Raw genomic sequence first — 19,896 nt, 5'->3', positions numbered from 1 at the left:
TCCGCCCGGAGAGGGCCGGTGGTTTATGATCCCCTCCAGTATACCGCAGTCTGCCGCCGGGGGGAAGGGGGAAAATGAAAAAGCGCCGTCTGCGGGGACCCGGCGGCGTTTGTGGAGGGGCTGGACCCCGCAAAACGCGTCTGGGTGGTCGGCGGGAACACCATCCTGGCCCCGCTGCTGAACCGGGACCTGGCGGACCATCTGATTATGCAGGTGGCCCCGGTGCTGCTGGGGGAGGGTATCCCCCTGTTTACCCAGCGGGAGGCCCTCCGCCGCTTCCGCCTGGAGGAGGTCCGGAAGTACGGCCAGTTCGCGGAACTGGTCTATGGCAGGCTGTAAAATCAAAGGAGGCCGTCCCCACGGGGGACGGCCTCCTTGGCTCAGAGCCGGTTACGAATCGCGTCGTGGAAGGTCCCGTCCGCAAGGCGCACGAAGCGGACGAAGAGGGACACCTTGTTCGCCGGGTCCAGAGCCTCCCAGACCTGTTCCGCCAGGGCCTCCGGCGTCTTTGCGTCCAGGGCAACCCGCTCCGGCTCCCCCTCGAAGGAGGGCAGGGGGTCCCCGTCACCCAGGTAGGTGTGGAGGAAGCGGCCCTCGCCGGGGAGGGGAGCGTCGTAGTGATAGAAATACCGGCAGCAGCAGGCGGGGTCCCCGCCGGCGCTTTTCAAAATGGAGAGCTGGAAGCTGCCGTCGGGACTCAAAAGGCCGGAGATGCGGGGGGTGTAGTTGGGCCCGTCCGGCTCGAAGGTCCGGGTTTGCAGGGCCCCGGCAAAGGTCCCGCCCTCTAACAGATGGTCCCGGACGGTGTCCGTCTGGTCCCCGTTGGTGACGATGAGCTCCCCTCCCGCCGTCCGGACCGGGTGGTAGATGATGAGGCTGGGGTCCGTCATCTTGGCGGGGTCCGCCGCCTCGGTGCGGATGCCGTCCTCCGTGGGGACAAAGCGGCGGTTCCGGGAGTTCCCGCTCCGGCCCATGATAAAGTACGCGGCAACGGCAAATTCGCCGTCCGCGCTTCTGCCCAGGACGATGCCCCGCCCGGGATAGGGGTTGCCTCTCAGCCGTTCCAGAAGGTCTCGTTTTTCCATATCCATCCTCCGCAGTTGAAATTTCATTCCAGGAAGAGCCGCCGCTTCCTCTCCCGCCAGTCGGGGAGGTACTGCTCCAGCAGGGCGTAAAACCGGGGGCCGTGGTTCTTCTCCCGGATGTGGCAGAGCTCGTGGACCACCACCAGCTCGATGGCCTCCGGGGGGCAGCGCATGAGGAAGCAGGAAAAGCACAGGCTGTTCCTGGCGCTGCAGCTTCCATAGCGCTTCCGGGCCGTGGTCACCTTGAGCCCGGTGGGGCGCACGCCCATCTTCTCGCTCCAGCGGGCGGTAAGCTCCGGCAAAACGGCCCGGGCCTGGGCCTTCAGATCCTCGATCTCCGCCCCGGTGGGGGCGGGGGGGCGGCGGGCGGCCCGTTCCCGCTGGAGGGCCACGTGCTTTTCAATCCAGGCGGTGTGGGCGGAGACAAAGGCGTCAATCCGCGCCTGGGCGCAGCGCAGAGGGGCCCGGACCAGCAGCCGCCCGTCCCCCGTGACCTCCAGCGCCAGGGTCTTCCGCCGGGAGCGAATCAGTTCGTAAGGTTCCATTTTCGTCTATCCGTATCATCCATGTCTCTCCGCGCCGCCGGCCCGGTCCGCTGCCGGGCTTCCGGCGCGCTAAAAATCCTTCTTCTTTCCCTTGGCCGTGTCGCAGTAGGCGCAGCGGTAGACGTGCTTTTCCGGGTCGCTGAGGAGGAAGACGGCGTCCAGCTGGGGCTCCGCCACGGTGATGCACCGGGGATTCTTGCAGCGGATGATGTTCACCAGCTTCTTCGGCGGCTCCAGGCGGCGCTTCTCCACCCGGACGCCTCTGCGGATGACGTTGACGGTGATCTGGTCGTCGATATAGCCCAGCACGTCCACGTCCACCTCCAGGGGGGAGTCGATCTTGATAATATCCTTCCTCCCCAGCCGCTCACTGCGGACGTTTTTGATGATGGCTACGGAGCAGTCCAGCCGGTCCAGGTGGAGGTACTTGTAGATATCCATGCTCTTGCCCGCCTGGATATGGTCCAGGACCACGCCGTTTTGGATGCTGTCGATGTTCATAAAGTCCTCCCCTTTCTTCACACGCGGATGTCCAGCAGCTTCATAATCAGGGCCATGCGGATGAACTTCCCGTTCTTCACCTGCTTCCAGTACGCCGCCCGGGGGTCCTTGTCCACCGCCACGGAGATCTCGTTCACCCGGGGCAGGGGGTGGAGGATGGAGAGGTCCGGCTTCGCGGCCTCCAGCTTCTCCGGCGTGAGGATATAGCTGTCCTTCAGGCGCAGATAGTCCTCCTCGTTGAAGAAGCGCTCCTTCTGGACCCGGGTCATATACAGGATGTCCAGGTCCGGAATGACGCTTTCCAGACTGTCGGTCTGCTTATAGGGGATGCCCCGCTTCTTCAAAGCCCCCTCCTTCACGTAGCGGGGGAGCTTCAGCTCCGCCGGGGAGATAAGGACGAACCGGATGTTCTCATACCGGCTCAGGGCGTTCACCAGGGAGTGGACCGTGCGGCCAAACTTCAGGTCCCCGCAGAAGCCGATGGTGAAGCCGTCCAGCCGCCCCTTCTCCCGGTGGATGGTGAGGAGGTCCGTCAGGGTCTGGGTGGGGTGGTTGTGGCCGCCGTCTCCGGCGTTGATGATGGGCGCCTCGCTGAACTGGGCGGCGGCGTAGGGCGCGCCCTCCTTGGGGTGGCGCATGGCGATAATGTCCGCATAGCAGCTGACAGTGTGGACGGTGTCCCCCACGGTCTCGCCCTTGGCGGCGGAGCTGGAGGCCGCCTCGGAAAAGCCCAGGACGCTGCCGCCCAGGGCCAGCATGGCGGACTCGAAGGACAGGCGGGTACGGGTGGAGGGCTCGAAGAACAGCGTGGCCAGCTGCTTATGGCGGCAGGCCTCCTGGTACTTGGCGGGGTGTGCGATGATGTCCTCCGCCACGGCGATGAGCTCGCCGATTTCCTCTACGGTGAGGTCCGTGACGTCGATGATGTTTCTGGGCATAAAGGCTCCTTTCCCTGTTCCGCTCAAATTCTCCAGCTCGCGTCTGACGGGTTCGCCCGGAATTTTTTCAGCCGGTCCATGTCCTCCGGCTGGATTCTCCCCTCCGCCGCAGCGATCTCGCACACCGCGTCGAAGTTGGAGAGGCTGTGATTCTCCACGCCGGCCGCCGCCAGACGGTCCAGGCCCTTTTGGAGTCCGTAGGTGAAAATGGACGCGATGCCCAGCACCTCGGCCCCGGCCTCCCGCAGGGCCTCCACCACGTCGATGCAGCTCCCGCCGGTGGAGATCAGGTCCTCCACCACCACGACCCGCTGGCCAGGCTCCAGCCTGCCCTCGATGCGGTTCTGCCGCCCGTGGTCCTTGCCGCTGGAGCGGACGTAGCCCATGGGCAGGCCCATGAGGTGGCCCACGATGGCGGCGTGGGCGATGCCGGCGGTGGAGGTGCCCATGAGGACCTCCACCGTGGGATAGTGCTTGCAGATGAGGTCCACCAGCCCCTCTTCCACGCGGGTGCGGACCTCCGGCGCGGTGAGGGTCAGGCGGTTGTCGCAGTAGATGGGGCTCCGGATGCCGCTGGCCCAGGTAAAGGGCTCGTCCGGGCGGAGGAACACCGCGCCGATGGACAGAAGGTCGTGGGCAATGGTCTGTTCACGCGTCATGGGAAGACTCCTTTCTCATCCTAAAAATTCCTGTACCGCCCGGCGGTAGGCCGCCGCCGGGTCCGGGTCCTTCGTGATGGGGCGGCCCATAACGATGTAGTCGCAGCCGCTTTTTCCAGCCTGCTCCGGGGTCATTACCCGCTTTTGGTCCCCGGCGTCCCCGCCGGCGAAGCGGACGCCGGGGGTGACGGTGCAAAAGCCCGCTCCGCAGCGCTCCTTTACCAGCGCCGCCTCCAGGGGCGAGCAGACCACGCCGTCCAGACCGCTGGCGGCGGCATTTCGGGCGTAGGCGAGGACGGTCTCCGCCATGGGGGTTTCAATCAGCAGCTCGTCCCGCAGGACGGCGGCGCCGGTGCTGGTGAGCTGGGTGACGGCGATGAGCAGCGGCCGCGTCCCGTCGGGCCGGGTCAGGCCCTCCAGCGCCGCCCGCATCATGGCGGAGGCCCCGGCGGCGTGGAGGTTTACCATGTCCACCTCCAGGCCGGAGAGGACCGCCATGGCCCGCTTCACGGTGTTGGGAATGTCGTGGAGCTTCAGATCCAGGAAAATTTTGTGTCCCCGGGCCTTGATCTCCCGGACGATGGACGGCCCCTCCGCGTAGTAAAGCTCCATGCCGATCTTCACGAAGGGCTTCTCCCCGGAGGGGAACCGGTCCAGAAAGGTCAGGGTCTCCTCCCGCGTGGGGAAGTCCAGGGCGATGATGATGTCCTTAGCCATGGTGCGCTCCTCCTGTCAAATCCGAAATGTTCTGCACGCCCAGCCGCTCACAGACGGCGGGCAGGTTCTCGATGATGGTCTTGCAGGCCCAGGGATCCCGGAGATTCGCCGCCCCCACCTCCACGGCGGAGGCCCCGGCCAGCATCATCTCCGCCGCGGTCCCGGCGCTGTCCACGCCGCCGCAGCCGATGATGGGCAGCTTCACCGCCTCGTACACGTCCCACACCATCCGCACCGCCACCGGGAACACGGCGGGACCGGAGAGGCCCCCGGTGCGGTTGGCCAGAAGGGGCCGCCTTGTGTTCAGGTCGATGCGCATGCCCAGCAGCGTGTTGATGAGGCACAGGCCGTCGGCCCCCTCCGCCTCACAGGCCCGGGCGATTTCCGCGATGTCCGTGACGTTGGGGCTGAGCTTCATGAAGACGGGCTTCTTCGTGGCCGCCCGGACGGCCCGGGTGACGGCGGCGGCGCTCCGGAGGTCGGAGCCGAAGTTCTTCCCCCCGGCGTGGACGTTGGGGCAGGAGATGTTGATCTCCAGAATTTTGACCTGCTCCACATCCTCCAGCCTCCGGCAGTTTTCGGCGTACTCCTCCAGGGAGAAGCCGCAGACATTGGCGATGACCGGGCCGTGGAATATCTTCGCAATGCGGGGAACCTCCTCCCGGAGAACGGCGTCCATACCGGGGTTCTGAAGGCCCACGGCGTTCAGCATCCCGGAGGGGGCCTCCGCGATGCGGGGCTGCGGGTTGCCGGGGCGGGGCTCGCTCGTGGTGCCCTTCCAGGAGAAGGAGCCCAGAATGTCCAGGTCATAGACCCCGGCGAATTCCTGCCCATAGCCGAAGGTGCCCGAGGCGGGAATGACGGGGTTTTTCAGCCGCACCCCCGCCAGATTGACAGAGAGGTCTACCATAGGAGTTCCTCCTTTCGGAACACGGGTCCGTCCTTGCAGACCCGGCGAAGGCCGTTCCCGGTCTCAATGGTGCAGCCCACGCAGGCGCCGAAGCCGCAGGCCATCCGGGCCTCGAAGCTGAACTGCCCTCCGGCGATCTGGGGCAGGGCGCAGACGGCCCGCAGCATGGGCGCGGGGCCGCAGGCCAGAACGTACCGGCAGTCCGGGAGATTTTTCAGCGCATCGGTGACGAAGCCCTTCGTCCCAAGGCTTCCGTCCTCCGAGGCGGGGCGGAGCTCCAGGCCCAGGGCGGCGAACTCCTCAAGATAAAAGGCGTCCTCCCCGGACCGAAAGCCCAGAACGGCGGCGGGCTTCCGCCCGGACTCCAGCATGCGCTTTGCCAGGCCATAGAGCGGCGCGATGCCGATGCCGCCGCCCACCAGAACGGCCCCCTCCGGCGCGGCGGAGACGTCAAAGCCGTTCCCCAGGCCCGTCAGTGTGTCCAGCTTTGTTCCCTCCGGCAGGCGAACCAGCTCCCTCGTGCCCGCCCCCGCCTCCTTTACCAGCAGAGTCAGGCTCCCCCCGTCCCAGCCGCAAACGGAGATGGGCCGGCGGAGGAACTTTCCCGGCAATTCAAGGTTGACAAACTGGCCCGGGGCCGTGACAGCGGAGGTATCCCCGGCGAGGGTCAGCTCCCACACGTCTCCGGCCAATTGCCGGGTGCGCTCCAGGGTAAATATGGTCTTTCTCATGATTCCCCTCCTGACCGGCGGTCATAGCCCCGGGCAATTCCGATGGTCCCATAGAGGGACGGCTCCAGCCCCTCCGGAAAGACAGGCTTTCCGTCCACCAGGGTCATACAGACGGCGGCTTCCACCCGCCGCCCGGCGAAGGGCGTGGCCCGGCCCAGGGAGCGGAAGGTCTCCGGGTTCACCACGCCGCCGTGGTCCAGGGACAGCACCGTCAAATCGGCGATCTGGCCCTCCTCAATTTTCCCGCCCGGCAGTCCGAAGATTCGCCGGGGGTTCACGCACAGGGCGTTTAAAATGGTTTCCAGGGGGACCCTCCCCGTCTTCACCAGCTCCGTGTACAACACCGGGAAGGCGCACTCCAGGCCCACCACGCCGTTGAGACTTCCCCGGAGCCCGTTGGCCTTCTCCTCCGCCGAGTGGGGGGCGTGGTCCGTGGCGACGCAGTCCACCGTCCCGTCCAAAAGGCCCTCCACCAGCGCGTCCCGGTCGGCGGCGGAGCGGATGGGGGGATTCATCCGGAAGCGCCCGTGATCCTCCAGGTCTTCGTCGCAGAGGCAGAGGTAGTGGGGCCCGGTCTCACAGGTGACGGGAAGGCCCTTCGCCTTCGCCGCCCGGATGAGGGCGACGCTCTCCTTCGTGGAGACGTGGCAGACGTGATAGCGGCACCCGGTCTCCCGGACCAGTTGGATGTCCCGCTCCACCTGCCGCCACTCGCTGGCGGGGTCGTTGCCGGGGAGACCGTGTTTCTTGGCGAAGGCCCCGTCGTGGACGCACCAGTCCTTGGTCAAAAGGGACTCGTCCTCGCAGTGGGCCGCGATGGGCCTGTCCAGTTGTTTGGCCAGAAGCATGGCCTCCCGCATCACCGCCTCCGACTGGACGCCCCGCCCGTCGTCGGAGAAACCGGGAACCAGGGGCGCCAGGCCCTCCAGGTCCGCCAGGGTCTCCCCCTTCTCCCCCCGGGTGATGGCCCCGTAGGGATAGACCCGCACCCGGGCGTCCCGGCGGACGGCCTCCAGCTCCGCCTGCAAATGCTCCGGGCAGTCGGGCACGGGGTCCAGGTTCGGCATGGCGCACACGGCGGTATAGCCCCCGGCGGCGGCGGCGGCGGTGCCGGAGGCCACGGTCTCCTTATAAGAAAATCCAGGCTGTCGAAGATGGACGTGAACATCGACAAAACCTGGAACGATCAAACAATTATGCAGTTCAAGGACGGAAGCGCCGTCTCTGGGAAGGCTGGGGGAAACGGAAACAATACGGCCTTTGGAAACGGCAATCTCCAGAGGCTCGAAGCCCCCGTCGCGAAAGACGGTCCCGCCGGTCAGCAGCAAACGCATAGACGTTCTCCTCTCCATTTTCTCAACGAGGTATCATAGCGGAAAACGGCGGCGTTGTCAACCGTCCGCCGCAAAAAAATTCCCCCGCCCCGAAAGCGGGGAGGGGGGAGGCGTCACTCGTACAGCTCCTCGTCGGCGTAGTCGTCGTATTCCGAGCTGAATCTCTGGGTAAGGCGCTTTTTCATGCCGCAGTACCCCACGCTGAGATCGTGCCAGCCGCCGATCAACAGGCAGACGAAGGCGGCGAAGGCCAAACTGGCGCCGATGATCTTCATGACCATGCTTGCGGTTTTGCTCATAACGGCTTCCTCCCAATTTTCAAAAATCAAACTTATCATACACCATCTTTCTCTCTTTTACAAGGGGGTTTCCATGGAAGTTTTCGCCGCCGGGCCTTATGAACGTTTTTCACAAAAAGTAATACCTCTCGCCGAAAAACTTCGCCGTCCGCCGGGGGATTCCGTCATTGACGCTGGCGGGAAAAACCCTCATAATAGGAAAGACAAAACTAAAGAAGGCAATCACGCGTCCAACGTTCGACGGGAGGAATCCATGGAAAAAGGCTATTTGGTACTGGCGGACGGCCAGATTTTTGAGGGGGTCCGCTTCGGCGCGGAGGCCGGGGCCACCGGCGAGCTGGTGTTCACCACCGGCATGTGCGGCTATGTGGAGACCCTGACGGACCCCAGCTACGCGGGACAGATCGTCATGCAGACCTATCCCCTCATCGGCAACTACGGCGTCATCCCCCAGGACTTTGAGGGGGACTGCTGCGTCCGGGGCTATGTGGTCCGGGAGTGGTGCGCCCACCCCTCCAACTTCCGCTGCGGCGGGGACCTGGACGGCTTTTTGAAGGAGCGGGGCGTCCCCGGCCTCTATGGCATGGACACCCGGCAGCTCACCCGGATCATCCGGGAGTCCGGCGTCATGAACGCCTGCATCTGCGGCCAGGTCCCCCAGGACCTCGCCTTCCTCCGGGAGTACGCCGTCACCGGCGCGGTGGCCGCCGTCACCCGTAGGGAGCCCGCTGTCTACGGCGCGGAGGGGGAGACCCGCTTCCGCGTCGCCCTGCTGGACTACGGCGCGAAGCAAAACATCATCCAGGAGCTGCGGAGGCGGGGCTGCGCCGTCACCGTCCTTCCGGCGGACACCCCGGCGGAGACGGTTCTGGCCTCGAACCCTGACGGCGTCATGCTCTCCAACGGCCCCGGGGACCCGGCGGAGAACGTCTTTCCGATCGCGCAGATTCAAAAGCTCCTGGGCAAGGTCCCCCTCTTCGGCATCTGCCTGGGCCACCAGCTCACCGCCCTGGCGGCGGGGGGGAGGACCTATAAGCTCAAGTACGGCCACCGGGGCGTGAATCAGCCCGTCCGGGACTTGGGCGGCGTGCGGACCTACATCACCAGCCAAAACCATGGCTACGCCGTGGACGGAGACTCCGTGCCCTGCGGCCGCGTCTCCTTCGCCAATGCCAACGACCAGACCTGCGAGGGGCTGGACTATCCCGGCCTCCGGGCCTTCACGGTCCAGTTCCACCCCGAGGCCCGGGGCGGTCCCCGGGACACCGCGTTCCTCTTTGACCGCTTTGTGGATTTGATGAAGGGAGGCGATCTCTGATGCCCTTGGATACCAGCATCCAAAAAGTCCTGGTCATCGGCTCCGGCCCCATTGTCATCGGCCAGGCCGCCGAGTTTGACTACGCCGGGGCCCAGGCCTGCCGGGTCCTGAAGGAGGCCGGGGTGAACGTGGTCCTCTGCAACTCCAACCCCGCCACCATCATGACCGATCAGGCCATGGCGGACGAGATTTACCTGGAGCCCCTCACCGTGGAGACCATGAAGCGCATCATCCGCAAAGAGCGGCCGGACTCCCTCCTCGCCGGCCTGGGGGGGCAGACCGGCCTGACCCTGGCCATGCAGCTGGACAAAGAGGGCTTCCTGGCGGAGCAGAACGTCCGGCTTTTGGGCGCCAACGCCGCCGCCATCTCCCGGGCCGAGGACCGGGAGCTCTTCAAGGAGGCCATGGCGGAAATCGGCCAGCCGGTGATTGCCTCCGGCATCGCGGAAACCGTGGAGGCGGCCCTGGACGTGGCCGCCCGCATCGGTTATCCCGTCATTGTCCGTCCCGCCTTCACCCTGGGGGGCGCGGGAGGCGGCGCGGCCAAGGACGAGGAGGAGCTGCGGGTCATCGCCCAGACGGGGCTGGACGCCTCCCCCATCACCCAGGTGCTGATTGAGAAGGCCATCTTCGGCTGGAAGGAAATCGAGTTTGAGACCATGCGGGACGGCGCGGGGAACGTCATCGCCGTCTGCTCCATGGAGAACCTGGACCCCGTGGGCGTCCACACCGGGGACTCCATCGTGGTGGCCCCCGCCCAGACCCTGGCGGACCGGGAGTTCCAGATGCTCCGCTCCGCCTCTCTGGACATCATCGCCCACCTGGGCATCGTGGGCGGGTGCAACGTCCAGCTGGCGTTGGCCCCCGACAGCTTCGAGTACGCCGTCATCGAGGTGAACCCCCGGGTGTCCCGGTCCTCGGCCCTGGCCTCCAAGGCCACGGGCTACCCCATCGCCAAGATCACGGCGAAAATCGCCCTGGGCTACACCCTGGACGAGATCAAAAACGACATCACCGGCAAGACCTGCGCCTGCTTCGAGCCCACGCTGGACTACATCGTGGTGAAAATGCCCAAGTGGCCCTTCGACAAATTCGCCGATGCCTCCCGGACCCTGGGCACCCAGATGAAGGCCACCGGCGAGGTCATGTCCATCGCCCCCAGCTTCGAGATGGCCCTGATGAAGGCCGTCCGGGGGGCGGAGATCGGGCAGGACAGCCTGAACCGGAAGGACAGCGATCCCGCCCCCATCCGGGAGCGGCTCCGGCGGGTGGACGACCGGCGGCTCTTCACCGTCTTCGAGGCGCTGAAGTCCGGCGTCGGCCCGGACGAGATTTTTTCCATCACGAAGATCGACCGCTGGTTCCTCTGGAAGCTCCAGGGCATGGCGGACTTCGAACGGGCCCTGGAGAGCGGGGGCCTGACGGCCGCGCGCTATGAGGAGGGCAAGCGCCTGGGCTATCCCGACGAGACCCTGCTCCGCCTCTCCGGGGCGGAACGCCTGCCCGGGGAGAGCCGGAGGGCCGTCTACAAAATGGTGGACACCTGCGGCGCGGAGTTCGACGCGGAGACCCCCTATTTCTACTCCAGCTTCGACCGCTTCTGCGAGTCCCGGGCCTTCCCCCGGTCCGGCCGGCCGGTCATCATGGTCCTGGGCTCCGGCCCCATCCGCATCGGCCAGGGCATTGAGTTTGACTACTCCTCCGTCCACTGCGTCTGGACCCTCAAGGAGCTGGGCTATGACGTGGTCATCGTCAACAACAACCCGGAGACTGTCTCCACGGACTACGACACCGCCGACCGCCTCTATTTCGAGCCCCTCTGCCCCGAGGACGTGATGCACATCATAGAAGCGGAACAGCCCGTGGGCGTGGTGGTGGCCTTCGGCGGACAGACGGCCATCAAGCTCACGAAGTTCCTGGACGGCAGGGGCATCCCCATTCTGGGCACCTCCGCCGAGTCCATCGACATGGCGGAGGACCGGGAGCGCTTCGACGAACTTCTGGAGCGCTTCCACATCAAGCGCCCCCAGGGGAAGGGGGTCCTGGGCATGGAGGAGGCCCTGGCCGCCGCCAACGAGCTGGGCTACCCCGTCCTGCTGCGGCCCAGCTACGTCATCGGCGGGCAGAACATGGTCATCGCCCACAACGACGGGGACGTGCGGACCTATATGAACGTCATCCTCTCCGGCAAGGTGGAGAACCCCGTCCTGGTGGACCAGTATCTCATGGGGAAGGAGCTGGAGGTGGACGTGATCTCCGACGGCACGGACGTGCTGATTCCCGGCGTTATGCAGCACATCGAGCGCACCGGCGTCCACTCCGGGGACTCCATCGCCGTCTATCCCCCCTTCTCCATCGGGGACCGGATGCTGAAGACCATCATCGACTGCTCCGAGAAGCTGGCCCTGTCTCTCGGCACCCGGGGCCTCATCAACATCCAGTACCTCATCTACCAGGGGGAGCTCTACGTCATCGAGGTGAATCCCCGGGCCAGCCGGACGGTGCCCTACATTTCCAAGGTCACCGGCGTGCCCATGGTGGACCTGGCCACCCGGGTCATGGTGGGGCAGCCCCTCAAGTCCCTGGGCTACGGCACGGGACTGTACCGCCAGCCGCCCTATGTGGCCGTCAAGGTCCCCGTCTTCTCCTTCGAAAAGATCACCGACGCCAACGCGGCCCTCTCTCCGGAGATGAAGTCCACCGGGGAGGTGCTGGGCCTGGGGAAGAACATGCAGGAGGCCCTGTTCAAGGGCCTGGTCTCCGCCGGGTACAAGGTGGAGAGCGAGGAGAAACGGGGCGTGCTGATTTCCGTCAACCGCCGGGACCAGCCGGAGATCATCGACACCGCCCGGAAGCTGGACGAGCTGGGCTTCCGGCTCTACGCCACCGAGCGCACCGCCCGCGAGATCGAGGGCCTGGGCACCAGCGTGGAAGTGGTGGGCAAACTGGGCCAGGACAACCGGGTCTTCCAGCTGCTGGAGGCCGGAAAGATCGACTACGTCATCCTCACCGGCTCCACGGAACCGGACTACATCCGGGACTTCATCCGCCTGAACCACCGCTGCGTCCAGCTGGGCATCCCCTGCCTGACCAGCCTGGACACCGCCGGGGCCCTGGCGGACATTCTGGAGTCCCGCTACAGCCAGGGGAACACGGAGCTGGTGGACATCTGCCACCTGCGGGAGCGGCGGGAGAAACTGCCCTTCACCAAGATGCAGACCTGCGGCAACGACTACATCTTCCTGGAGAACTTCGACGGGCAGATCACCTGCCCGGAGTCCCTGTGCGTCACCTTCTGCCACCGGCACTACGGCGTGGGGGCCGACGGCATTATTCTGATCGAGCGCTCCGCCATCGCCGACGCGAAAATGCGCATGTTCAACGCCGACGGCAGCGAGGGGAAAATGGCGGGCAACGCCCTGCGCTGCCTGGGAAAGTACCTCTATGACAACGGCCTCGCCGCCGGGGAGACCGTCACCGTGGAGACCGGCAGCGGCCTGCGGACCGTCACCCTCTACACCACCAACGGGAAGGTTACCTCCGCCAGCGTGGACATGGGGAAGGCCGCTCTGGACACGGCGGCGCTGAAATTCACCATCGCGGAAAAGCAGGTGGTGGACTATCCCGTCCGCATCGCCGGACGGCCCTACAACATCACCTGCGTAGACATGGGCAACCCCCACTGCGTGGTCTTCTGCGACCGGGTGGACGCGGTGGACATCGACTTCATCGGCCCCCGGTTCGAGCACGCGCCCTACTTCCCGGAGCGCATCAACACGGAGTTCATCCGGGTGGTAAACCCCAGCACCATCAAAATGCGGGTTTGGGAGCGGGGCAGCGGGGAGACCATGGCCTGCGGCACCGGGGCCTGCGCCGCCGTGGTAGCCGCGGTTGCCAACGGCCTTTGCGAAAAGGGCCGGGACATCACCGTCCGGGTGAAGGGCGGGGAGCTGATTGTCCACTACACCGACGAGGGGGTTACCCTGACCGGGGACGCGAAGCTGGTGTATACGGGGGAGATTAAATACTAATTGGAAAATTGTCGAAAAATATTACAAAAGGACCGCCCGTAAGGGGCGGTCCTTCCTTTCATGACCGGCCGGAGCTGTCCGACCAGATCAGAGGGTAGCCTTGTTTATAGCTGCAGCTTTCTTCCAGCAGCGTAATCATGCGCTGATACTCCAGGGGGGATTCCGCGTACTCTTTAAAATTCTCATGGATGGGCCAGTCCGTGCCATATCGAAGATTGTGAGACTCCGTCAGCTTGGCCATGACCTCTGTGGCGTACTCCACAGTGACTCTGCCGCCGGTAACGGTTTTGCCGCTGTCCCTTTCCGGGTCAAACGCGTAGACCACCTCATCCAGATTGTCCACCAGGACCAGAATTTGGAAGAAATAGCATTCCGTCCAATCCCATATGATAAAGGGGCTGATTCGTTTCTCAAATTTCAGCGTCAGAACGTAGGGGCGCTCACGGGTTTGCAGGGACACGGTGTGCCCTCCCGTAAACTCCTGGAGCCGCAAAGCGTCCATGATCCGCCCCAGGGCAGCGGGGTCTCCGCAGTAGGGGGTTTTCGTCTCCAGCATTCGCAGGGTGTCCGGGTGGATAATCAGTCCCTCCTGCCACACCAGCCGCCCGCAGAACCAGACCTCTGTGACGTTTTTCAGTGAAACGGTCAGAGGTATCTGTTTCCGGTACGCTTCTTCTCCCATGAATTGAAAGGCATTCATCCGTACTTCCCTGGCCGTGTAACGGATGATACCGTCTTCCTCCGTGCTTCTCAGGCCCCGGAGCTCATAGGCTCCCCAATATGTGTCCGCCAGGAAGGTCAGACTGCCCTGTTCATCCACCTCCGCGCACTGAATGGAAATAGATTCCGGGTCCACAGCCCGGCCAATCACAAATTCCTTTACCAGGAAAGCCCCCACCAGCACCACTACTGTGCACAACACCGCCAGGGCCACCCGCTTGCCGCTCCGCTTTTTCACCCCCTTGAGAAAATCCACCTCTTTTGCCGTCTCCTCCGCCTGGCCCGCCGGGGCGGTCATGGCCTCCTTCCGGGCCGTACATTCCGGACAGCCCGCCAGGTGCCGGTCCACGGCCTCCCTGGATTCCTCCCCCAGGAGGTTTTCCACATAGCTGGGCAGCAAATCCCGCACCACGCCGCAGCTTAAATCATTCTTCATCCCTCGCGCCTCCGTTCCGTAATTTCTCCTTGCTCCGGTAAAAGGTTACCCGGGCCCAGGTCTCCGTCCTGCCGCACACGTCCCCGATCTCCCGGAAGCTGAGCCCTCCGAAGGCCCGGAGGTACACCACCTCCCGCGCCGGCTCCGGCAGGCCGTGGACCAGCCGGAAAAGGTCCATCCGCCCCTCCTTCTCCAAAAGTCCCTCCTCTGCCGAGGGGCCCGGAACCTCCGGCAGGTCCTCGGGCAAAACCGGGGCCTCCCGCTTTTGTTTCCGGAGGTGCTGGTACCAAAGGTGCTTGGCAATCTGGCACAGCCAGACGGAGACCTTGCAGCTGCCGTCAAAGCGGTCCACGGACTTGACGGCCTGGTAAAAGGTCTCCTGGGTCAGCTCTTCCGCCAGGTGTTCGTTCCCGGTTTTCGCCAGGAGGAATTTGTAAACCGTTTGGGCGTGCTGCTGATAGACTTTTTGTAAATCCTCCACAGGCATTCCTCCTTTCCGGGCGGCGGGAGCCGGGGCTGCCGGGGCGGCGCTTCTGTTTATATATCCCCCGGAAGAAGCGAATGTTACAGCACCGGCGAAAAAAATTGACGGGCAAAACCCGTCAATTTTTTCGTATACGGTCCGGTCAATCGTGGGGCGTAATCTCGTACTTCTTCTCCACTTCCTCCAGCTGGTCCAGATAGGGACTCTCGGTGCAGCTCATGGAAAGGGCCTGGTTCTTGAACTTCTCCACGGTCATCATGCTGTCCCGCACCGGGCTGATGGTGCCCGCGCCGGCCACGCAGCCGCCGGGGCAGCCCATGCCCTCCAGCAGATAGCCGTCCCGTTTGCCCGCCTTGGCCATGGCCAGCATCTTCCGGCAGTTCTTCAGCCCGTCGCCGTACTCGATTTTAATCTGCCGGTCCGGGTCGATGTGCTTAATGGCCTCCACCACGGCGGCGGCCACGCCTCCGCCCACGGCGAAGCCCCGGCCCATGCCGGTGCCCTCGTCCATCTCGTCCTCGGGATTGACGTGGAGCTTGGCAAAATCAATATCCGCCGCGTCGAAGATGCCCAGCATCTCCTCGAAGGTCAAAACGAAGTCCACATCGGAACGGATGGTCCGGCGGTTGGCCTCCAGCTTCTTGGCGGAGCAGGGCCCGATGAAGACGGTTTTGGCGTCCGGGTGGTCCTTCTTCACCATGCGGGCGGTGATGACCATGGGCGTCAGGGCCATGGAGATGTAGTCGGCAAACTCGGGATAGAGCTTTTTCGCCATGACGCTCCAGGCGGGGCAGCACGATGTGCCCATCCAGGGCTGCTTGGCGGGAACCTCCTCCAGGAAGTCGTGGGCCTCCTCCACGGTGCAGAGGTCCGCGCCGATGGCCACCTCCACCACGTCGTAGAAGCCCAGCACCTTCATGGCGGCGTGGAGTTTGGCGGGCGTGGCGTCCTTGCCGAACTGGCCCACAAAGGCCGGGGCCACGCAGGCGATGACCTTCTCTCCCTTATGCAGGCTCTGGCAGACCTGGTAGATCTGGCTCTTGTCGGCGATGGCGCCGAAGGGGCAGTTCACCAGGCACATGCCGCAGGAGACGCACTTGTCATAGTCGATCTTGGCCCGGCCCAGCTCGTCGGACTTGATGGCGTCCATGCCGCAGGCGGCGGCGCAGGGCCGCTCGATCTTGGAAATGGCCCGGTAGGGGCACTGGTTGAAGCACTTGCCGCACTTGATGCACTTGTCCTGGTCAATGTGGCAGTGCTTGTCCTTGTCCATATAGATGGCGTCCTTGGGGCAGACGTTCATGCAGGGGTGGGAAATGCAGCCCTGGCAGTTGTCGGTGATGCGCAGCTGCTTGGGCGGGCAGGCGTTGCAGGCGAAGGGGATGATGTTCACCAGGGGATTTTCAAAGTGCTTTTTGGACTTCTCCGCCCACTGAAGGTCCTCGCTGACGGGGGTGGTCTCCCCGGCGAAGCGGATATTCAGCCCCAGGGCCAGGCGAACCCGCTCCTGGACGATGGCCCGCTCCAGAAAGACGTCGTGCCGGTGGTGCGCCACGTCGCCCTGAATCATCTTCAGGGGAACCTGGTCCAGCAGGCGGGGGTCCCCCCCCTCCAGAGCCAGCTTGGCCACCTCTTTGAATACGGTGCGGCGGATGTCGTCGACAGCGCTGTGTACACCTCTCATTGCAGTTTCCTCCTATTTTTCAGGCGGCTCCGCCGTCTGATGTTTGTGAAATATCAAACCATACCGGCTCAGGGTATATTATATCGGACATCGCCCCACATTGCAAGAGGTTCTTGCTGGCAAGGCCGGACACAAAAAAAATCCGGCGGACGGGAGAACCCGCCGCCGGCTGCAAAGAGGGAAAAGAAACAGAAAGAGAGGAAATCGTGTCTCCTCCGCAGAGGATGGTAATAGCATACCCCGAAAATTTGAAATCAATCTTGACGATTTGAAAACATTTTGTGAACCTTACGCCCGGGCCGCCTTTTTTCGTCCCTTTTCAGCTTCTTTTCAGCCGGAAGGCGGATAGTGAAACCAGAAAATTGACAAGTCTGGGCTCTATGGATATAATATAGGCTGCATTCTTTTTTTTAACACAAGCCCCCGGCGGCCTCCGCCGCCGGCTTCAAACGGGAGGATTAATCCATGACCTGGAAAGAGAGACGAACCGTCACCATGCTGCTCACCATCATCGCGGTGCTCTTCGCGGCGCTGCTGATCGTGTTCGGGATGCGCTACCGGGAGGGGCGGGAGGCGGCGGTGTCGGGCGCCGCCAGCCAGTCCGTAGACGGCGCCGTCACCCTGGCGGACCCCTCCGCCTGCGCCGGGCTGACCTATTACAACGGCGCGGCCACCCTCTCCTTCGCCCTGGACGGGGAGGGGAAGTGGATCTGGGCGGACACCCCGGACTTTCCCCTGAACGACGCGACGGTGACCGAGATTGTGGAGACCCTGGCCGCCCTGAAATTCCAGCAGGTCCTTCCCGCCACGGAGAGCATGGAGACCTATGGGCTGGACAGCCCCTCCGCCACCCTCACCGCCACCGCCGGGGACGGCTCCGCCCAGAATCTGGCCTTCGGCAAGGCCACCACCGACGGCGACAGCTATTACATGATGATGAACGGCGACGAGTCCACGGTCTACATCGTGGCGGACACCCTGATTCGCCTGATGCAGCTGCCCATTTACGACATGTGCCTTCTGCCGGAGCTGCCGGACCTTAGCGAGACAAATCTCCGGGCCATCACCATCCAGGGCCCCGCCCCCGCCCAGGACCCGGAGGAGGACGGGGAGGAGGGCGGCGAGAAGCCCGCTTCCGAGCCGGAGCGGCCCACCGTCTCCCTGACCGCCCGGCACTCCAGCGGGGGGGAGCAGTCCGTCCTCTGGTTCTCCGGGAGCGACAACGTCACCGCCGCCGCCCTGCTCCAGGACCTGCTGCACGACCTTCGGACCATGTCCTTCGCTAAGTGCGTGGACTATCTGCCCAGCGCGGAGGCGGCGGAAATCTGCGGCTTCGCCAACCCGGACGCCATTTTGAAGGTGGAGTACGCCGCAGGCGGCCTGGACCAGACGCTCACCCTCACCGTGGGGGCCCGGATGCCCGACGGGTCCGGCCGCTACGTCCAGCTGGGGGAGGACGCCACCATTTACGCCCTGCCCACCGACAGCGCGGACGCCCTGATGACCATCTCCGCGGCCGGCATACGGGGCCCGTCGGTCCAGGACGGCGGCCAGCCGGAAGAGCAGGGAGCAAAGTAAGGAGGAACGCCCATGCGGGTGCTGGTAATCGAAGACGAGACCCGGCTGGCCGCCACGCTGCGGGACCTGCTGGAGATGGACGGCTATACCGCCGACGTCTGCCACGACGGCGAGGCGGGGCTGGACAACGCCCTCAGCGGCATTTACGACGTGGTTTTGCTGGACGTGATGCTGCCCAAGCTGGACGGGTTCACCGTTCTGCGCCGCCTGCGGGAGGCGGGGAACGCCGTGCCGGTGCTGATGCTCACCGCCCGGTCCGAGGTCTCCGACAAGGTGGAGGGGCTGGACCGGGGGGCGGACTACTATCTCACCAAGCCCTTTGACCCCAAGGAGCTGCTGGCCTGCGTCCGGGCCCTGGCCCGGCGGCAGCCGGAGCTGCGGAACACCGGCATTCTGGAGTTCGGCGGGCTGCGGCTGGATAAGAACAGCTTCACCCTCTCCTGCGGGGAGCGGTCCGTCCGCCTCAGCCGGAAGGAGTTTGACATCTGCGAGCTTTTGATGCTGAACCGGAACCTGGTGCTGACCAAGGAGTCGCTGCTGCTGAAAATCTGGGGCTATGAGTCCAACGCGGAGGACAACAATGTGGAGGTCTATATCTCCTTCCTCCGGAAGAAGCTGGCCCACATTCACGCCCGGGTGAAAATCCGCACCATCCGGATGGTGGGCTACTGTCTGGAGGAGGGCTAAAACGTCCGTTTCGTCAACTGTGAGTTCCGCTTATCTTCTCCACCCCTCTCCACCCTTTTTCCACATTTTCCACAAAATTATTGACAAGGGGGTCCCCGCCTTGATCCGAAAGCTGCGGCTGAAATTTGTGGCCGTCTGTATGGCCCTGGTTACGGCCGTGCTGGCGGCGGTGTGCCTTGCCATTTTCGCCGCCTTACAGGGAAACGTGGAGAATCTGAGCCGCCAGGTCCTTCACCGGGTCATCCAGGAGGCGGAGCTGCCCGGCGGCGGGCAGCGGGAGATCGGCGTGGAAATCGGCGGGGACAAGCTGCTGCTGCCCTATTTCACCGTTCACGTCTGGCGGGGGGGAGAGGGGCGGATGAACGCCTACGTCACCGGCGGCACCTACGCCGGGCTGGAGGATACGGAGGAGCTGGCCGCCATTTTGCAGGATTGCCTGAATCAGAAGGGACCGGAGGGCGTGATCCAGAGCTACAGCCTCCGCTACCTCCGGCAGGACAACGGCCTTTACCAGAAGCTGGCCTTCGTGGACATGTCCATGGAGCGGGCCATGCTCCAGGAGATGATGGGCTCCTATCTGGTCATCGCCCTGGCGGCGTTTTTGCTGCTTTTGTGCGTCTCCATTCTGCTGGCCTGGTGGACCACCCGGCCTGTGGAGCGGGCCTGGGGGCAGCAGCGCCAGTTCCTGTCTGACGCCTCCCACGAGCTGAAGACCCCGTTGACGGTGATTTTATCCAACGCGGAGCTTCTGGCCGCCCTGTCCCAGGAGGAGCGCCCCGCCCGCTGGACGGACAACATCCTCTCCGAGTCCCGGCAGATGCGGGACCTGGTGGAGGAGATGCTGACCCTGGCCCGGGCGGACAACATGACCCAGCCGGCGGCGCTGGCGGAGACGTCCCTCTCCGACGCGGCGGAGGACTGCGCCCTCGCCTTCGAGCCCGTGGCCTTCGAGGCGGGGAAGTCCCTGGAATACCAGATTGCGGAGGACATCGCCGTCCTGGGGGACGGGAAGCGGCTGCGGCGGCTGATCTCCGTCCTGCTGGACAACGCCATTAAATACGGCGCGGAGGGCGGAACCGTCACCCTGACCCTGGAGAAGACGGAGCGGCAGGCCCGGCTGACCGTCTCCAACCCCGGCGACCCCATTCCGCCGGAGCAGCTCTCCCGGCTGTTCGAGCGGTTTTACCGGGCGGACGCCTCCCGGGGGGAGAAGAGCGGCTTCGGCCTGGGGCTGAGCAT

The 19,896-nt window shown here is 64.5% G+C and carries 19 protein-coding genes; 6 read left to right on the top strand and 13 right to left on the bottom strand.

The annotated features are described in order from the left end of the window. Positions 1-111 precede the first annotated feature (111 nt). Positions 112-339, top strand: coding sequence for a dihydrofolate reductase family protein (locus tag QZ329_RS08180; protein WP_365351675.1), 228 nt, complete (start codon positions 112-114; stop codon positions 337-339). 41 nt (positions 340-380) lie between these two features. Here the strand turns inward: QZ329_RS08180 and QZ329_RS08175 are convergent, their stop codons facing one another. The 10 genes from QZ329_RS08175 to QZ329_RS08130 all read right to left on the bottom strand — a co-directional run bounded on the left by QZ329_RS08175 (position 381) and on the right by QZ329_RS08130 (position 7,719). Further along, complete coding sequence (locus tag QZ329_RS08175; protein WP_295750911.1) at positions 381-1,085, bottom strand: IMP cyclohydrolase; 705 nt, start codon at positions 1,083-1,085, stop codon at positions 381-383. Positions 1,086-1,108: 23 nt separating this feature from the next. Next, entirely contained in the window at positions 1,109-1,630 is a 522-nt protein-coding gene (locus QZ329_RS08170; protein ID WP_295750907.1) for a SprT family zinc-dependent metalloprotease, read from the bottom strand. A 69-nt stretch (positions 1,631-1,699) separates the two neighbouring features. After that, complete coding sequence (locus QZ329_RS08165) at positions 1,700-2,131, bottom strand: aspartate carbamoyltransferase regulatory subunit (RefSeq protein WP_295750903.1); 432 nt, start codon at positions 2,129-2,131, stop codon at positions 1,700-1,702. A 17-nt stretch (positions 2,132-2,148) separates the two neighbouring features. After that, positions 2,149-3,069 (bottom strand): aspartate carbamoyltransferase, encoded by a 921-nt coding sequence (gene pyrB, locus QZ329_RS08160; protein ID WP_295750901.1) that lies wholly within the window; start codon positions 3,067-3,069, stop codon positions 2,149-2,151. 23 nt (positions 3,070-3,092) lie between these two features. Further along, positions 3,093-3,728, bottom strand: a complete 636-nt coding sequence (gene pyrE / locus QZ329_RS08155; RefSeq protein ID WP_295750898.1) for an orotate phosphoribosyltransferase — start codon at positions 3,726-3,728, stop codon at positions 3,093-3,095. A gap of 15 nt (positions 3,729-3,743) precedes the next feature. Further along, positions 3,744-4,445, bottom strand: a complete 702-nt coding sequence (gene pyrF, locus QZ329_RS08150; protein WP_295750896.1) for an orotidine-5'-phosphate decarboxylase — start codon at positions 4,443-4,445, stop codon at positions 3,744-3,746. After that, positions 4,438-5,355 (bottom strand): dihydroorotate dehydrogenase, encoded by a 918-nt coding sequence (locus QZ329_RS08145; RefSeq protein WP_295750894.1) that lies wholly within the window; start codon positions 5,353-5,355, stop codon positions 4,438-4,440. Before QZ329_RS08145 ends, pyrF begins: the two co-directional genes overlap by 8 nt. Further along, complete coding sequence (locus QZ329_RS08140) at positions 5,349-6,086, bottom strand: dihydroorotate dehydrogenase electron transfer subunit (protein ID WP_295750891.1); 738 nt, start codon at positions 6,084-6,086, stop codon at positions 5,349-5,351. The genes QZ329_RS08145 and QZ329_RS08140 overlap by 7 nt, the downstream gene beginning before the upstream one ends. Next, entirely contained in the window at positions 6,083-7,420 is a 1,338-nt protein-coding gene (locus tag QZ329_RS08135) for a dihydroorotase (RefSeq protein ID WP_295750887.1), read from the bottom strand. Before QZ329_RS08135 ends, QZ329_RS08140 begins: the two co-directional genes overlap by 4 nt. A gap of 113 nt (positions 7,421-7,533) precedes the next feature. Further along, a complete protein-coding gene (locus QZ329_RS08130) occupies positions 7,534-7,719 on the bottom strand; it encodes a hypothetical protein (RefSeq protein WP_295750884.1) in 186 nt (61 codons plus the stop codon). Between the two features lie 253 nt (positions 7,720-7,972). Between QZ329_RS08130 and QZ329_RS08125 the strand changes: the two genes are divergently transcribed. Next, a complete protein-coding gene (locus tag QZ329_RS08125) occupies positions 7,973-9,037 on the top strand; it encodes a carbamoyl phosphate synthase small subunit (RefSeq protein ID WP_295750882.1) in 1,065 nt (354 codons plus the stop codon). Next, positions 9,037-13,068 carry a carbamoyl-phosphate synthase large subunit gene (gene carB, locus QZ329_RS08120; protein ID WP_295750880.1) on the top strand — a complete coding sequence of 1,344 codons (4,032 nt, stop codon included), beginning with the start codon at positions 9,037-9,039 and terminating at the stop codon, positions 13,066-13,068. The genes QZ329_RS08125 and carB overlap by 1 nt, the downstream gene beginning before the upstream one ends. A gap of 58 nt (positions 13,069-13,126) precedes the next feature. Here the strand turns inward: carB and QZ329_RS08115 are convergent, their stop codons facing one another. From QZ329_RS08115 to QZ329_RS08105, 3 genes are all read right to left on the bottom strand, one after another. Then, positions 13,127-14,224 carry a DUF4825 domain-containing protein gene (locus QZ329_RS08115; RefSeq protein WP_295750877.1) on the bottom strand — a complete coding sequence of 366 codons (1,098 nt, stop codon included), beginning with the start codon at positions 14,222-14,224 and terminating at the stop codon, positions 13,127-13,129. Further along, on the bottom strand, positions 14,214-14,711 hold the full coding sequence (locus QZ329_RS08110; protein WP_365351668.1) for a sigma-70 family RNA polymerase sigma factor: 498 nt from the start codon (positions 14,709-14,711) through the stop codon (positions 14,214-14,216). Before QZ329_RS08110 ends, QZ329_RS08115 begins: the two co-directional genes overlap by 11 nt. Before the next feature lie 139 nt (positions 14,712-14,850). Further along, positions 14,851-16,392, bottom strand: a complete 1,542-nt coding sequence (locus QZ329_RS08105; RefSeq protein ID WP_295750870.1) for a 4Fe-4S dicluster domain-containing protein — start codon at positions 16,390-16,392, stop codon at positions 14,851-14,853. A gap of 465 nt (positions 16,393-16,857) precedes the next feature. On the opposite strand from QZ329_RS08105, the gene QZ329_RS08100 reads away from it, so the two are divergent. The 3 genes from QZ329_RS08100 to QZ329_RS08090 all read left to right on the top strand — a co-directional run. Further along, the gene (locus QZ329_RS08100) at positions 16,858-17,970 is read left to right on the top strand and encodes a DUF4340 domain-containing protein (RefSeq protein ID WP_295750867.1); all 1,113 of its coding nucleotides are present in this window, start codon (positions 16,858-16,860) and stop codon (positions 17,968-17,970) included. A gap of 12 nt (positions 17,971-17,982) precedes the next feature. Further along, entirely contained in the window at positions 17,983-18,657 is a 675-nt protein-coding gene (locus QZ329_RS08095; RefSeq protein WP_295750865.1) for a response regulator transcription factor, read from the top strand. A gap of 100 nt (positions 18,658-18,757) precedes the next feature. Next, on the top strand, positions 18,758-19,896 hold a 1,139-nt coding region (locus QZ329_RS08090), incomplete at its 3' end, for a HAMP domain-containing sensor histidine kinase (RefSeq protein ID WP_295750862.1).

It is taken from the genome of uncultured Oscillibacter sp. (assembly GCF_910579365.1).
GTDB lineage: Bacteria > Bacillota > Clostridia > Oscillospirales > Oscillospiraceae > Oscillibacter.
The sequence above is the reverse complement of the archived record's forward strand: the minus strand, read 5'-3'. Positions and strand labels throughout refer to the sequence as shown.

Coding starts and splice junctions, on each gene's coding strand:
- QZ329_RS08175 (WP_295750911.1), bottom strand. CDS start 1,085: ATGGAAAAACGAGACCTTCTGGAACGGCTGAGAGGCAACCCCTATCCC.
- QZ329_RS08170 (WP_295750907.1), bottom strand. CDS start 1,630: ATGGAACCTTACGAACTGATTCGCTCCCGGCGGAAGACCCTGGCGCTG.
- QZ329_RS08165 (WP_295750903.1), bottom strand. CDS start 2,131: ATGAACATCGACAGCATCCAAAACGGCGTGGTCCTGGACCATATCCAG.
- pyrB (WP_295750901.1), bottom strand. CDS start 3,069: ATGCCCAGAAACATCATCGACGTCACGGACCTCACCGTAGAGGAAATC.
- pyrE (WP_295750898.1), bottom strand. CDS start 3,728: ATGACGCGTGAACAGACCATTGCCCACGACCTTCTGTCCATCGGCGCG.
- pyrF (WP_295750896.1), bottom strand. CDS start 4,445: ATGGCTAAGGACATCATCATCGCCCTGGACTTCCCCACGCGGGAGGAG.
- QZ329_RS08145 (WP_295750894.1), bottom strand. CDS start 5,355: ATGGTAGACCTCTCTGTCAATCTGGCGGGGGTGCGGCTGAAAAACCCC.
- QZ329_RS08140 (WP_295750891.1), bottom strand. CDS start 6,086: ATGAGAAAGACCATATTTACCCTGGAGCGCACCCGGCAATTGGCCGGA.
- QZ329_RS08135 (WP_295750887.1), bottom strand. CDS start 7,420: ATGCGTTTGCTGCTGACCGGCGGGACCGTCTTTCGCGACGGGGGCTTC.
- QZ329_RS08130 (WP_295750884.1), bottom strand. CDS start 7,719: ATGAGCAAAACCGCAAGCATGGTCATGAAGATCATCGGCGCCAGTTTG.
- QZ329_RS08125 (WP_295750882.1), top strand. CDS start 7,973: ATGGAAAAAGGCTATTTGGTACTGGCGGACGGCCAGATTTTTGAGGGG.
- carB (WP_295750880.1), top strand. CDS start 9,037: ATGCCCTTGGATACCAGCATCCAAAAAGTCCTGGTCATCGGCTCCGGC.
- QZ329_RS08115 (WP_295750877.1), bottom strand. CDS start 14,224: ATGAAGAATGATTTAAGCTGCGGCGTGGTGCGGGATTTGCTGCCCAGC.
- QZ329_RS08110 (WP_365351668.1), bottom strand. CDS start 14,711: ATGCCTGTGGAGGATTTACAAAAAGTCTATCAGCAGCACGCCCAAACG.
- QZ329_RS08105 (WP_295750870.1), bottom strand. CDS start 16,392: ATGAGAGGTGTACACAGCGCTGTCGACGACATCCGCCGCACCGTATTC.
- QZ329_RS08100 (WP_295750867.1), top strand. CDS start 16,858: ATGACCTGGAAAGAGAGACGAACCGTCACCATGCTGCTCACCATCATC.
- QZ329_RS08095 (WP_295750865.1), top strand. CDS start 17,983: ATGCGGGTGCTGGTAATCGAAGACGAGACCCGGCTGGCCGCCACGCTG.